Raw genomic sequence first — 15,533 nt, forward strand, 5'->3', positions numbered from 1 at the left:
AATAAATTAAACGCCTATGTAACAAAAATCCAAAAATGAAAAGGATCGTTATAAAAAAACCGGAAAATGCGCCAACATTTCCCGGTAGAGTAAATGCGATCAGTTAATTAACCAACCAACATTAAAAAAAAACGATTTAAAAGTATGAAAAAACTATTGAACACAATCAGGTTCGACAAGCCTTTTTTGAAATTCGATTTGAAAATGAAATTGACCACATTATTTATTTTAACCACTTTTACGGTGATGCAGGCGGGAGTAAGCTACTCGCAAAAGGCAAAAATGTCTTTCAATGCCAATAATATGACCGTTGCAAAAGTTATCGAAAAGCTTGAATACACTACTAATTATAGATTTGTTTACAATGTAAGATCTGTTGATTTAAACAGAACTATTAATGTTAATGAGAATAATGTTTCTATCGAAACAATCTTAAATACCATTTTTGGAAATACAGGCACAGACTATAAAGTTTCCGGAAACCACATCGTTCTGATGGCAAAAAAAGCGCCGGAAGAAAAGAGTGCAGCAGAAAAAGATTTTATCGTAAAAGGTAGAGTTACCGATGAAAAAGGGATGCCTTTAGTGGGTGCTGCTGTTGCTGATAATGGTTCAGGAAGAGGAGTAAACACAGATTTTAATGGAGAATACCAGATTATTGCTGTAAGCAGCGAAACTACTTTGGCTTATTCTTATTTAGGATATGTTAGACAGGAAATAAAAGTGGAAGGCAGAAGTGTTATCAACGTTGTCTTAAAGGCAGATGTACAGGAATTGGAAGGAATTGTTTTAAAGACAGGTTATCAGGAAATTACAGCTGAAAAAGCAACAGGATCTTTCTCTAGTTTAAAAGCTAAAGATTTTCAGGAACAGCGTTTAAGCGGTTTAGATAAAATTTTAGAAGGACGTGTTGTTGGATATCAGGATGGAAGAATCCGTGGAACGACTTCTATGACAGGGCTAACAACTCCTTTATATGTTATTGACGGCTTTCCGGTAGAAAATACAAGATTAACTCCTTATAGTACAATAGAAGACAATCTTCCGAGTCTTAACTTGGAAGATATTGAAACAATTACGGTTTTAAAAGATGCGGCAGCTTCTTCTATTTATGGTGCTCGTGCTGCTAATGGCGTTATAGTAATTACTACTAAAAAAGCAAAAGCAGGAAAAACCAATATTTCGTTTTCAAGTAACTTAACCGTTACTCCTTATAGAAATTATACAGGAAACCTTACTGATTCCGGAGATATTATTGGTCTGGAAAGAGGATGGGCAGATGGAAATCCTAATTTAAAAACTGCTAATGCTGGCACTTATGCCCAGTCATTACTAAATAATGCTGTATTTACAAGTTTAGGAATGCAGACTATTTTAAATGGTTATGCAGGAAAAACTTCAATGGCAGAAATGAACACCCGTTTGGATGCGCTTGGTTCTCAGGGCTATAAATACTATGATGATATAGCTAAATATGCTAAACGCGATCAGTATTTTTTACAGCACAATCTTAGTTTAGGAAAGGCGACAGAAAACAATACTTTTAATGCCTCTTTGACATACAAAAGCAATCAGCTTGAAGACAGATATTCTGATAATGAAACAGTTGGTCTTAACTTAAAGAACTCAACTCAGATTAACAGCTGGTTGTCTCTGGATTTAGGATCTTACACCAATTTTGGAAAGGGAGATACACAAAGTTATTTTGCTTCAGGACCTGGGTTTAAATATCAGCCATACAATCAGTTAGTGAATAATGACGGAACTAATTTTGTTTCTACGGCAGCTTCTCGTTACAATAATTTCACACTTCAGTCCATGCAGACTTATGGTCTTTATAACATGGATATTACTCCAATGGACGAGTTTGGAAGAAATCTGACTGAAAATAAAACTTTCTTAAACAGAACTTTTGCAAAATTTAATGTGAAGTTTAGTAAAGCATTTACATACAATGCGATGTTCCAGTACGAATTTGGGTCAGATCGAGCAAGTCAGTTATATGGTAAAGACTCTTATTATGTAAGAAGCAAGGTAAACGGAATGGTAACAATTGCAAATAATAAGGCAGTTTACAATTTACCTTACGGTGATATTATTAAAGAAACGAATCAATATTCTAATGCATATAATTTCCGTCAGCAATTAAACTTTAATCAGACTTTTGCAGAAAAGCATGATTTCTCTGCGATTGCCGGTATGGAAATTCGTCACTCTAAACAAGAATATAACGATAACACAAGATATGGTTATGACTCACAAACTTTAGGTTTTGCGCCAATAAATCAGGCAGATTTATTAAAGGTTTATGGAACTGTTTTTAGTGGTTATATGGGGCAAAACGAATTTTCATTAGAGAAAGAATTACAGAACCGTTATGTTTCTGTTTACTCAACAGGAGGTTATACTTACGACAAAAGATATACACTTTCAGGAAGTATTCGTTGGGATCGTTCAAACCTTTGGGGAACAGATAGTAAATACCAAAATAAACCAATCTGGTCAGCAGGTGCGGGTTGGAATATTAACAACGAATCATTTTTTGATGCTGATTGGGTAGATGGTCTTAAGCTTCGTGCATCTTACGGTATTGGAGGGAATATTGCCAAAGACTCTGCTCCGTATTTAACAGCATATTACAATTCAAATTCAAATGTTGGAGGAAATCAGGGAACAGTTAATAAAAGACCAAATCCTGAATTGTCATGGGAAAAAACCACTACAACAAATATTGGTTTAGATTTTTCATTATTTAAAAGCAGATTAAGCGGAACTTTAGATTTATACAACAAAAAAGGACAGGATTTGTTAGCAAGTAGCCAGGGAATTCCAACCGAAGGATGGGGGTATTCTACTTATTATATTAACAATGGTGAAATGACTAACAAAGGTATTGAAGTTAGTTTGAACGGAACTATCGTTAAAACACCTTCATTCTCCTGGGATGCTTCTATTTTATATGCTTACAACAAAAACAGAGTAGATTATGTAAATGTAAAAGCACCAGTTTATTATTTACAATTGGATCAAGCGAAGTTTTTCCCGAGAGTAGGAACAAATTATAATTCAATTTATGGCTATAAATGGGCTGGATTAAGCAGTACAGGAATTCCTCAGGTTTATGATGCTTCAGGAACAGCAGTAAAATATAATCCGGGACAACTTGATGCAATTCAGGATTTTGGTTCAACAGTTCCTACTCATAGTGGTTCTTTCCATACTTCTGCAAAGTATAAAAACTTCTCGCTTTCGGCTCTTTTCATTTATGAGTTAGGACATAAAGTAAGAAATACATTCCTACCAATGCTAAATAATGTTTATAATGGAGCAGCAGGAGGTTATGTAACTGATATTTCAGTAGTAAACAATCATATTGCAGATCGTTGGCAGCAACCGGGTGACGAGGCATTTACAAATGTTCCAAGAGTAGTATATGAATATGATCCGGAATTTAATTCAGATTCCCGTACTATTTATTCATACGCAGATATTAATATTCTGGATGCTTCAAATGTGAGATTAAGCAACGTTTCGTTGGCGTATCAAATGCCAAGTGACATAGTTAAAAGAGTGAAGTTAGACGGTGTACGTTTTAATTTAAACGCAGAAAACGTATATACTTTTGCTAAAAGCAGAGATGCTAAGTATATGTTGGGCGGTTTCATATCTCCAAGTTTTGTTTTCGGAGTAAATGTTAATTTCTAATTTATAAAGACTAGACGATGAAAAATATATATAAAAAAGTAGCGTGCTTATTGGCTTTAGGATTGACTTTAGCATCTTGTGACGATTATTTGAACGATGTGCCAAAAGGATCAAAATCACCTACAACATTAGCAGATTACGAAGCTTTTTTACGTGATGAATATACCAACCACAGAGTTGATATTACGGGAGCTTCACAATTATTAAATGATCAATATGTAACGCTTGCCAGTTTAGCAAGTAACAGATTGTACAATGCCCTATATATGTGGGACGAAAATGCAGACCGTATTTCAATGAAGGTTTCAGATGAGACAATGTATTATTCAAGTTATGCCGGAATTTCGACTTTTAACTTAATTATCGAAAATGCATTAAACACAACCAAAGCGACAGAAGCAGAACAAAGAGTAGTCTGGGCAGAAGCAAAAGTATTGCGTGCCATGAATTACTTTAATCTGGTGAATTTTTATGCAGATACTTACGTAGCTTCTACCGCTGCTACCAAATTATCAGTTCCGTTAATTACAAGTGCAAACATCAATGCACCAAGTAAACAAGTAACGATTCAGGAATTGTATGATTTTATTTTGAATGATGTTAAAGAGGCTTTACCGTATTTACTAAAAGTTTCACAAACGCCTTTACATCCAAATTTGGGTGCAGGATATGCATTTTATTCAAGAGTTTATCTACAAATGAATAATTATACTGAAGCGTTAAAATATGCCGATTTAGCATTAGCAGAAAACAATAAATTGTATGACTGGATTGGATATTACAATACCAACAAAACGATTATTGATCTTCCAAACTCCTATACAACAACTACGTCTCCAATGGGATATACTTATGTTGAAAACTATACTTATCGACATGGTACTTATAATAGTTTAACAACAGAAAATAGTATTCCTGTAGAACGTGCACAACGTTTTGAAGCCGGAGATGCCAAATTTATCTCTCGTTGGAAACTTTATACTGTTGGTGCTGAAACGTATTACAGAAGAACTTTATCAGGAGCTTTTAATTTTGGAGGAATCACCACTGTTGAGGTTTACTTAATTAAAGCAGAATGTCTGGCTCGTGCAGGACAAATTAGTGAAGCGCTGGCTGTTTTAAATACAGTTCGTAAAACCCGTATTCTTCCTGCTTCTTATCAGGATATTTCAACTACTGATAAAACAGTTGCTTTGAATGCTATTTTCAGAACAAAAAATAATGAACTTACAAACACATTGATTCCATTTGCAGATGCACGTCGTTTAAATGCGGAAGGTGTTTACAAAGTGAGCTTTACCAAAACAGCAAACGGAAATACGTATACATTAAAATCTGATTCTCATTTATGGACAATGCCTTTTCCACAAGGAGCAGTGCAAAATCCAGGAAATGGAACCATTACACAAAACGTAGCTAAATAATAACTAAAAAGCTTCCTGATTAGGAACTCCGAAAAGGAAGCTTTTCTTAAAATATCAATCAAAAATGAATGCAATTAAATATAAAATATTAGGATTGTGTATTTTTCTGCTTACAATTTCAAACAGCAGTATTGCACAAAAGAAAAAAGCAGCAGCTCCGGCAGCTTCTTATACAATTGAAGGAAATGTTACAGGTCTTGAAGAAGGAATAGCTGTAAAATTAATCCCGGGTGCAACACATTCTTCTGAGTTACCAGTTGCGGAAACAACCATTAAAGAGGGCAAATTTACTTTTACAGGAAAATTAAATGAACCTCGTCTTTTCTTTATCGCTTTTGGGAAAGATAAAGGATATATGAATTTATTGGTTGAAAATGCTAAAATAAAAGTTACGGCAGATGCAGAGGTTTCAAAAAAAGAAGATGAAAGAATTACTTTTAAAAATCAAGTAATTACGGGTTCTAAATCAAATGACTATTATAAAAAAGAAACTGCTTTTAGAGACGAACTCGAAAAAGATTATGCTGCTTATCATACTAAAGATTCAGACGAATTAAGCAAATTAATTGGTGCGGCAAGAAAAGAGAAAAACACAAAAACGGCAGATTCTCTTCAAAACCTTCCGGTTTGGAAAAAATTTGAGGCTGATGAAAAAGCTTTTTTTACTAAAGTAGAAAAAACAACTTTGGCAGTAATTACAAAACATAAAGATTCCTGGTGGGGACCATTTTTTATGATGACGCAATACAGCTACTTCACACCGGAACAGAAACCGATTTATGAGCAATTTTCAGAGGCAGCAAAGAAAAGTTATTATGGACAAGTAGCTGATAAAGATTTGAATCCTAAATCATTAATAGGAACAAGTGTTGCTAATTTTAATTTAAAAGATAAGGACGGAAAAGCATATACTGCAAAAGAAATCGTTGCAGGAAAAAAATACATTTTAATTGATTTCTGGGCTTCGTGGTGTGCGCCTTGTCGTAAAGAAATTCCTAATCTAAAAACAGCTTATGCAGAATATGCCGGTAAAGGATTTGAAATCCTAAGCATCTCAATTGATAAAGACGAAAAAGCATGGCAAAAGGCATTAGGACAGGAAAATATGCAATGGCATAACCTTATTGATGATAATAAAGTGAGTAAATCATTTAATGTAAAAACAATTCCGGCTACTTATTTAGTAGATAGTAAAGGTGTAATTATTGGAGATAATTTAAGAGGTGCGGACTTGGAAGCGAAGTTAAAAGAGCTTTTAAAATCTTAATTCAGTTTTCGGTGATGGTTTTCAGTCATAGTCGAAAATTAAAACTGAAAACCTAAGCTGAAACTAAAAAAAATAACAAACAAAAATATCAAATATGAAAAGTACAATCTTAAAATCAGGTTTAGCCGGATTAGCATTGCTGACCGTACTGAATTCCTGTTCGAAGAAAGAAGAAGGATTCACGATTAATGGTACAATCGCCGGTTTAGAAAAAGGAACAGTTTATCTGGAAAACACAGATGAAAAAGGAAACAAAAAAATTGTGGATTCAGCAGAAATTAAGCCGGGAGGAATTTTTACTCTTACAGGAAAAGTTTCAGAGCCACTTTTGCATACTGTTAAGCTAAAAGGAGAAGAATACGGTGCGTTTTTTCTTTTGTCTAATGAAGATATAAAAGTTGAAGCGCATAAAGATTCTATTTTTAAAGCTAAAGTAAGTGGCGCAACTCAAAATGATATTTACAAATCATATTACGATAATGAGTTCAAAAAAATACAAAATATCGCAGGTCCAATTTATAAATTATCTGATTCGTTAACGCAGAACGGAAAAGTAAAATTAAGTGCAGAACAAAAAACTGCAATGGACAAAAAATGGAAAGATCTCCAAACTTTAGCGGATGATTTAACCGATAAATTTATTCGAAATAACAAAGATAAAATTGCTGGAGCTTTAGTAATTAGCGACAGAATTGTGTCTTATGGAACACCAGAACAGGTAAAAATGTATTACGCAGTTTTAACTCCGGAAATACAGAAATCAGTTTATGGAAAACAATTAAAAGCAACAATTGATCTTAATGACAAAACGGCTATTGGTGCGACAGCGTTGGATTTTTCTCAAACAGATGTAAACGGTAAAACGGTAAAACTTTCAGATTACAAAGGGAAATATGTTTTGGTTGATTTCTGGGCTTCGTGGTGTGGACCATGCCGAAAAGAAAATCCAAATGTGGTTGTAGCTTACAAAACATACCATGACAAAGGATTTGATGTTTTAGGCGTTTCTTTGGATGATAAAAAGAATCTTTGGGAAAAAGCCATCGAAAAAGACGGATTAACCTGGACACATGTTTCAGATTTAAAAGGATGGCAAAATGAAGCCGCTGTTTTATACGGTGTAAAAATGGTTCCAACCAACTACTTAATTGGCCCTGACGGAAAAATCGTTGCCAAAAATCTTAGAGAAGCTGAACTTCAGTCTAAATTGAAGGAAATTTTCAGTAAATCTTAAATTAGTTCACAGTCTTCAGTATTTAGTGTTCAGTCTCATTTCGGTCAAAGTTTTCAATTCTGGAGTGAGACTGAACACTAAATACTGAAAAACGGAACACTCTAATAAATTCTCAATCACAAAAAAATGAAAAAATACATCTTTCTGGGCTATTGCTCATTAGCTTTCTGTACCCTTATTTCAGCGCAGAATAAATCAGTTAATTTTAAGAAAATCAAAGAATTAGGTGGAATAGAGGAATATTTATACCAGCCAAACGGTATGAGCGTACTGCTTTTACAAGACAATGCTTCTCCGGTTGCAACGGTACAAATTGTATATCGCGTAGGCTCTAAACATGAAGTTTTAGGAAATACAGGATCGACTCACCTTTTGGAGCATTTAATGTTTAAAGGAACACCGACTTTCAACAAAAAAAATGGAAATACAATTACTGATGTTTTGCAAAATACAGGAGCACAATTAAACGCCACAACCTGGTACGATCGTACAAACTATTTTGAAACCCTGCCAAGTGATAAAATCGAACTGGCACTTCAGATCGAAGCAGACAGAATGCGTAATTCTCTTTTGACAAAAGAAGATAAAGAAGCCGAAATGACGGTGGTTCGCAACGAATTCGAAAGAGGAGAAAACAACCCAAACAGTTTACTGGACAAGGAAATCTGGGCTTCGGCATATATTGCGCATCCTTATCATCATTCCACAATCGGATGGAAATCGGACATTGAAAAAGCACCAATTGAAGTTTTAAAGAATTTCTACAATACCTATTACTGGCCGGATAATGCAACTTTGACGATTATTGGCGATTTTAGAAAAGAGAATGTTTTTGAGCTGATTGAAAAGTATTTCGGGAAAATTACAAAAGCACCACATGTAATGCCTCAGCCATACACAGAAGAGCCTCAACAGTACGGTCCGCGTAAAATTGTAGTTAGAAAACCTGGAGAATTAGGCGTTGTCAACAAAGCATACAAAATTCCGGGTGCTTTGCACGAAGATCTTCCTGCTTTGGGAATTTTGGCACAAATTATTGGTAATGGTCCATCAGCTATTTTGAACAAAACTTTTGTAGATACTCGTTTGGGAATTTATTCTTATGCGAGCGCAACAGAGTTTAAAGAAGTAGGATTATTTACAATTGGAGTTGGATTTCCTACTACTTCAAAACACGAAGATATTGATGCTAAAATCAGTGAAGTAGTGGCAAAAATTCAGAAAGAAGGTGTTACTCAGGACGAAGTAAATCGTGTCGTGGCAAAAATCAGTGCACAGACTGTTTTAGCAAGAGACGGTTCGGGCGTTATTGCTTCGGCTTTAAATGAAGCCATTGCAGCAGGAGACTGGACAGATTACGTTACAGGAGTTGACCGACTGAAAAAAGTGACTCCAGCAGATGTCCTTCGCGTAGCCAATAAATATTTGGTTGAAGATCAAAGTACAACAGGTTATTTTATTCCGAAACAAGCCGGAGCTCAAAATGGAGCTACTGCTAAAGCAAACAATTTTACAGAAGAAAATGGTCCGTTTTATTACAGACATCCTGAAAATGAACACGATCATTCAGAAAGTAGTGTTTCAACTTCTTCTTCAACATTAGCTACAGCTGTAGAAATTACGAAAACAGAAAATGTAGCAGAGAAATCGGCATCAGCTTATAAAAGAGAAAAAGTAGCAGGAATTGATGTGGTTTCAGTAAAAACCTCAGCCAAAGATTTTGTTACCGTTGCAGCGAGTATTTCATTAGGAAATTATGCAAGTGAAACTAAAAATGATGTCATTCCAGCTTTGACAGCTTCTATGTTATCAAAAGGAACTACATTGAATGATAAGTTTAAATTTTCAGAAAAGCTTCAGAAATTAGGAGTGACATTAAATGTAAATGCTTCAACTTTCAAAATCAATATCGGATTTAAATGTTTGAAAAAAGATTTGGATCAGGTTGTTGCTTTATTGGCTGAAGAATTAAGAAATCCTTTATTTGATGTTAAAGAGTTTGAAAACTTAAAACAGCAGTTTATCGGGAATACACAACAGGATTTAAACGATCCGGGAGAAAGAGGAAGCATTGCTTTATCTCAGTCTATTTATCCGAAAAACAATCCAAATTACAGTTTAAGTGTTGAAGAAAATATCGAAAATATTAAGAAAGCAACTTTGGATGAAGTAAAAGCTTTCCATAAAAAATATTTCGGACCGGCTTCAATGCGATTAGTAATTGTGGGAGATACAGAAGGAGCGAACTTAAATAATTCTTTAAAAAAGTCATTTAAAAACTGGAATGGAGGAGTTTCAGAAAAACTAAAATTTGAAGAAGCTTCAAAATCAAACTCAAAAACAGAAGTAGTAACGATTCCGGAAAAACCAAGTGCAGAATTATTCATTGGTCAGTTTACAGGTTTAAAAAGAGCCGATGTAGATTATATTCCGTTTTACATTGGAAATTATACTTTGGGAGCCGGATTTGCAGGACGTTTAATGCAGACTGTTCGCGACAATGATGGTTTGACTTATAACATTTCATCCGGAATTGGAGGAAATATTGAAACGGGCGGTTATTGGTTTGTAAACGCTTCTTTCAACCCGAATTTATTCCAAAAAGGTCTAGATGCGACAATGGTTCAGGTGGATAAATGGGTAAAAGACGGAATCACTGCTCAAGAATTGGAAAACAAGAAAACCAACCTAATCGGAAGTTTTAAAGTGGGAATGTCAACCACAAACGGAATGGCAAGAACAATTTTAAGTTTTATCGAAAGAGGACTGGAACCAAATTATATCGAACAATATCCAAAAGACATTGAAAAAGCGACTTTGCAACAGGTTAATGATGCGATTAAAAAGTATGTTAAACTGGATAAAATGATCATTATTAAATCGGGTTCTCTGGATAAAGATGGACAGCCTTTGAAATAAGTGTTCAGTGGTCTTTAGTGTTCAGTGTTCAGGTTTTTAGTGGTCAGTACTGTCAAACTTTGACAAAGTTCAATTTTCCAACTGACCACTAAAAACCTGAACACTGACCACTAAAAAAAAGTCTTCCAATATCTTCATTTTAAAATCTGAATTAGTAAGCCAAATTTTAAGGGAAAGACTTTCAAGAGCTGTTTAAAAGCAGCTCTTTTTTTTAAATCAAATCAAAAAAACAATGAAAAATATAGTAATAACATTGCTGTTACTTTTTTCTGCAAGTACGTTTGCCCAGATGTACAATCCGGTAAAATGGTCAACATCAGTAGAAAAAGTATCAGATAAAGAATATATCTTAAAAGCCAAAGCCGTAATACAATCCGGTTGGCATTTGTATGGACAATATATCGAAGAAGGCGGACCTTCGAGAACTGCCTTTACCTTCAAAAATACCAGTAAAAAATTCGAGCTTGTTGGAAAAACGACTGAAGAAAAAGGGCATGAAGTGGTAGATAAAATCTTCGATATGAAAATCAAATATTTTGAGGATAAAGCACTTTTTACACAGAAAATAAAACTGACTTCAGAAGGTCTTTCGAGTGTTGACGGAGAGGTAGAATTTATGGTTTGCGATGATAGCAACTGTTTACCGCCAACGACTGAAGAATTAGTGTTTAAAATTCCGGCAGAAAAGAAAACCGCTGCTGAAGAAACTGCAGAAGTAAAAAAAGATTCCGCAATTACTGAAGAAGTAACTTTGGTAAAAGCAGTTGATAAAGAAGAAAAAACGGAGCAATCAGTTCCTGCAGAAGCGCCGAAAAAAGATGGACAAAGAGGATTACTGACTATATTTATTTTAGCTTTTTTATCCGGTTTTGCAGCTTTGCTGACACCTTGTGTTTTTCCAATGATTCCGATGACAGTAAGTTATTTTACGAAACAAAGTAAGACGAAAGCAGCAGGAATCAGAAATGCCATGATTTATGGTTTTTCAATTGTAATTATTTATGTTTTATTAGGTTCTATTGTAACAGCTGTTTTTGGTGCAGATTCTCTAAATGCGCTTTCAACAAACGTGTGGTTCAATCTGATTTTCTTTATTTTATTGGTGGTTTTCGCCTGCTCGTTTTTAGGTGCTTTCGAAATTATGCTTCCTAATGCATTAGCCAATAAAGTCGATTCCCAGGCCGATAAAGGAGGACTGATTGGGATTTTCTTTATGGCATTGGCTTTAGCCATAGTATCTTTTTCTTGTACGGGACCAATTGTAGGAACCTTATTGGTTGAAGCTGCTTCAAAAGGCGGAATTGCACCAATTGTTGGCATGTTAGGATTTTCAATTGCAATTGCACTTCCGTTTTCATTATTTGCTGCTTTTCCGGGCTGGTTAAATGCATTGCCAAAATCAGGCGGATGGCTGAATACTGTAAAAGTGGTTTTAGGATTTTTAGAACTGGCTTTGGCTTTCAAATTTTTATCCAATGCCGATTTAGTTTTACAATTACACTGGTTAGAAAGAGAAACTTTCTTAGCAATCTGGATTGCCGTTTTTGGAATGCTGGCTTTTTATCTGTTTGGAAAAATCACTTTACCACATGATTCTCCATTAAATCATATTTCTGTCGGAAGATTAGGTTTCGGATTAATCGTTTTAAGTTTCACAATTTACTTGATTCCGGGACTTTGGGGAGCGCCTTTAAAATTAATCAGCGGATTCCCGCCGCCAATGCAGTACAGCGAATCCCCAAACGGATTGGGTGTTTCCGGAAATTCTGAATTAAAAATAACAGGTTCACTTCCGGAAGGAGCAGAGCATGGCCCGCAGAATATCGTCACTTTTCATGATTATGACAAAGGAATGGAATATGCTAAAAAACAGGGAAAACCGGTTTTATTGGATTTCACAGGATATGCCTGTGTAAACTGCCGAAAAATGGAAGAACTGGTTTGGTCTGATCCTAAAGTTTTAGGAGTTTTAAACAACGATGTGGTGTTGATTTCGCTTTATGTGGATGACAAAAAAGAACTGCCGGAAAGCGAGCAATATGTTTCTGAAACTACAGGAAAAAAGATTAAAACCATTGGTAATAAATGGAGCGATTTACAGATTAAAACTTACAAGGCAAATGCGCAGCCATTCTATGTAATTGTAGATCACAGCAGCAATTCGTTGACTGAAACCTCAGCTTACAATCCTGATATTACAGAATATTACAACTGGCTGCAAAGCGGGATTAAAAACTTTAAAAAATAAACCATTTTAAGAAATGATAAACAAAATGGATACTATTTTGAAAATAAAACCAAGTGAATTGGAAAATTATTTTTCTGAATTCAGAGAAAATACAATTGGCGTAAATCACAGATTTGAATCGATTTACGGACAGCAGAATTTATTGTACGCAGATTGGATTGCCAGTGGAAGATTGTATTTTCCAATTGAAGATATTATGCTCCGTAAAATTGGACCGATGATTGCCAATACGCATTCATTTTCCAGTCAGACCGGAAAAGCTTCTACCTATGCTTATCAATATGCGAGACAGTTAATTAAAAAACATGTTAATGCATCAGAATCAGATTGTTTAGTCGCAACAGGAACCGGAATGACCGCAGCTTTAAACAAGTTACAGCGTATTATGGGACTACGTTCTGAGGATAACATTTACAGCGTAAAACTAAACTTTGATGACGAAAGACCTGTGGTTTTTATTACGCATATGGAACATCACTCCAATCAGGTGCCGTGGTATGAAACTATTGCGGATGTTGTGGTTTTACCTTGTGGAGAAAATAATTTAGTTGATCCAAAAATACTATCAGAAGAACTAAAAAAATATAAAAACAGACGACTTAAAATTGGTTCATTTACAGCCTGTTCGAATGTGACAGGAATTATTACGCCATATCATGAACTGGCTAAAATAATGCATCAGAACGGAGGCTATTGTTTTGTTGATTTTGCTGCTTCTGCACCGTATGTTCAGATTGATATGCATCCCGAAGATCCGGAACAGCAATTGGATGCCATTTTCTTTTCGCCTCATAAATTTCTTGGAGGCCCTGGAACTTGTGGAATTTTAGTTTTCAATGAAAAGCTTTACCAATCCAATTTTCCTGATAATCCGGGTGGAGGAAATGTAAAATGCACCAATCCTTGGGGAGAATATCATTATAGCGATGCCATCGAAGTAAAGGAAGACGGCGGAACTCCGGGATTTTTGCAGGTAATGCGAACCGCTTTATGTCTGGAACTGAAAGACAAAATGGAAGTGGAAAAAATGAAGAGCAGAGAAACAGAACTGCTTGATCTTTGTTTTTCTGAATTACAGAAAATTAAAGGAGTAACCATTTTAGGAGATTTAGAAACCGAAAGAATTGGCTGCGTTTCGTTTACTATTGAGAATATTCACTACAATTTAATGGTAAGACTTTTAAACGACAGATTCGGAATTCAGGTGCGTGGCGGCTGGTCGTGCGCGAGTACTTATGCGCATTATTTGCTGAATATTGATGAAGTAAAATCAGCTGCAATAACAAACGGAATCCTTCAGAAAAACTTAACCGAAAAACCGGGCTGGGTTAGGGTTTCACTTCATCCGACAATGAAAAATGAAGAACTTTTATTTATTTGCAATGCTGTTGAACAAATTGTTTTAAATATTCATGAATGGCAAAAAGCATATCAATACAATTCTGTAACTAATGAATTTGATAATCTTTTTACTAAAGAAACGATTGAAGAAGAAGTGAAGGAATGGTTTTCTTTTGATTAAAAAACAAAAAATAAAACCTCCAAAGTCAGATGATTTTGGAGGTTGTTTTTTGTTACAGTTTCAAGTCGTAACGTTCTTCATTGAACGTTTTTCCCCATTCCTGTACTTCCTCAGATGATGTAAGCCTGAAACCTGCCAGTTTATACATTTCAAGCGCTTTATCCTGAAGATTGGTTGTAAGCAGGAATACATTTTTAAATTTCTGTTCTCTACAAAAAGTCACGGCGTCAGTTAAGAGTCTTTTTCCGATTCCGAGACCTCTAAAAGCAGGATCCAGTAGAAACCATCTCAATTGTGCTTCATTTTCCGGTTGATGCTGAATTGCAATACAGCCCACAATTTTATTGTTGTATTCTGCCATCCAGATTCGGTCATTTTCAGAATCGTAATTTTCTAAGAAATGGTAAAAAGTCTTGATTACATATTTTTCAAAATCAGTAGAAAAATGAGATTCATTTCCATAAATATATCCGTGAAGATAAATGATGTATCCAATATCGCCGGGATTAATGTTATGACGGTACGAAATTTCATGACGTTCTATTTTATTTTCGGTCAAAAGATTTCTAACCTTTTGCATAGAACTGACTAACATATCTTTTTCAGTAAAATTCAGTTTTTCAATTTTATTCTCTATTAGCTTTTCAGATTTAGCGTTTAAAGAACTCAACAACTCATTCCCTGACTCGCTCAATTTGATATTAAACGCTCTTTTATCTATTTCTGAAGAAACTCTGATTATGAGATTTTCTTTTAAAAATCGCTTCAGGATTCTGCTTAAATAACCTTTATCCAGATTTAAAATATCGGTTAGTTTTTGGGCTGTTATAATTTTGTTTTCACTAATCTCATATAAGATTCGAACTTCTGTCAGTGAATAATTACTATCCAGATAATGCTGATTTAAGAGGTCTAAATGCGCAGTATAAAAACGATTAAAACTTCTGATTTTTGAAGTTGGAGTATTCATAGTTTTATATTGTATTGTTGATGCAAATATAAAAAAAATAGTTGCTTTTGTCAACTAATTAAAAGTTTTTAATAGATTTAACAACAAGAAATTGCAAACAAAAAAAGGAATTGATAAAATTCTTCCCTCTGATGTGAGCGTTTCACTTGGGTAGATAGTAAGGCTTTACCAGAAAAACAATTCTTATAGATTAGAATAATAATCATTATTTTTGAGCCTTAAAAAATATAATAAATAGGATGTT

Annotated in this window: 8 protein-coding genes; 7 read left to right on the forward strand and 1 reads right to left on the reverse strand. The window is 34.7% G+C overall.

Features of this window, described 5'->3' with window-relative positions; translation table 11 throughout:
- Positions 1 to 144 precede the first annotated feature (144 nt).
- The 7 genes from HYN56_RS10905 to HYN56_RS10935 all read left to right on the forward strand — a co-directional run bounded on the left by HYN56_RS10905 (position 145) and on the right by HYN56_RS10935 (position 14,319).
- Positions 145 to 3,705, forward strand: a complete 3,561-nt coding sequence (locus HYN56_RS10905) for a SusC/RagA family TonB-linked outer membrane protein (RefSeq protein WP_109192186.1) — start codon at positions 145 to 147, stop codon at positions 3,703 to 3,705.
- Positions 3,706 to 3,722: 17 nt separating this feature from the next.
- Positions 3,723 to 5,129, forward strand: a complete 1,407-nt coding sequence (locus tag HYN56_RS10910) for a RagB/SusD family nutrient uptake outer membrane protein (protein ID WP_109192187.1) — start codon at positions 3,723 to 3,725, stop codon at positions 5,127 to 5,129.
- A gap of 64 nt (positions 5,130 to 5,193) precedes the next feature.
- Positions 5,194 to 6,396, forward strand: a complete 1,203-nt coding sequence (locus HYN56_RS10915; RefSeq protein ID WP_109192188.1) for a TlpA disulfide reductase family protein — start codon at positions 5,194 to 5,196, stop codon at positions 6,394 to 6,396.
- A gap of 94 nt (positions 6,397 to 6,490) precedes the next feature.
- Entirely contained in the window at positions 6,491 to 7,630 is a 1,140-nt protein-coding gene (locus HYN56_RS10920) for a TlpA disulfide reductase family protein (protein WP_109192189.1), read from the forward strand.
- A 126-nt stretch (positions 7,631 to 7,756) separates the two neighbouring features.
- A complete protein-coding gene (locus tag HYN56_RS10925) occupies positions 7,757 to 10,549 on the forward strand; it encodes a M16 family metallopeptidase (RefSeq protein WP_109192190.1) in 2,793 nt (930 codons plus the stop codon).
- A 232-nt stretch (positions 10,550 to 10,781) separates the two neighbouring features.
- Positions 10,782 to 12,797: a protein-disulfide reductase DsbD family protein gene (locus HYN56_RS10930; protein WP_109192191.1), complete on the forward strand. Its 2,016-nt coding sequence runs from the start codon at positions 10,782 to 10,784 to the stop codon at positions 12,795 to 12,797.
- Between the two features lie 13 nt (positions 12,798 to 12,810).
- Entirely contained in the window at positions 12,811 to 14,319 is a 1,509-nt protein-coding gene (locus HYN56_RS10935; protein WP_109192192.1) for an aminotransferase class V-fold PLP-dependent enzyme, read from the forward strand.
- Between the two features lie 52 nt (positions 14,320 to 14,371).
- Here HYN56_RS10935 and HYN56_RS10940 read toward each other — a convergent pair whose 3' ends face one another.
- Entirely contained in the window at positions 14,372 to 15,289 is a 918-nt protein-coding gene (locus HYN56_RS10940; RefSeq protein ID WP_109192193.1) for a bifunctional helix-turn-helix transcriptional regulator/GNAT family N-acetyltransferase, read from the reverse strand.
- Positions 15,290 to 15,533 lie beyond the last annotated feature (244 nt).

Origin of the sequence: Flavobacterium crocinum (assembly GCF_003122385.1) — a bacterium.
Taxonomy (GTDB): Bacteria; Bacteroidota; Bacteroidia; order Flavobacteriales; family Flavobacteriaceae; genus Flavobacterium; species Flavobacterium crocinum.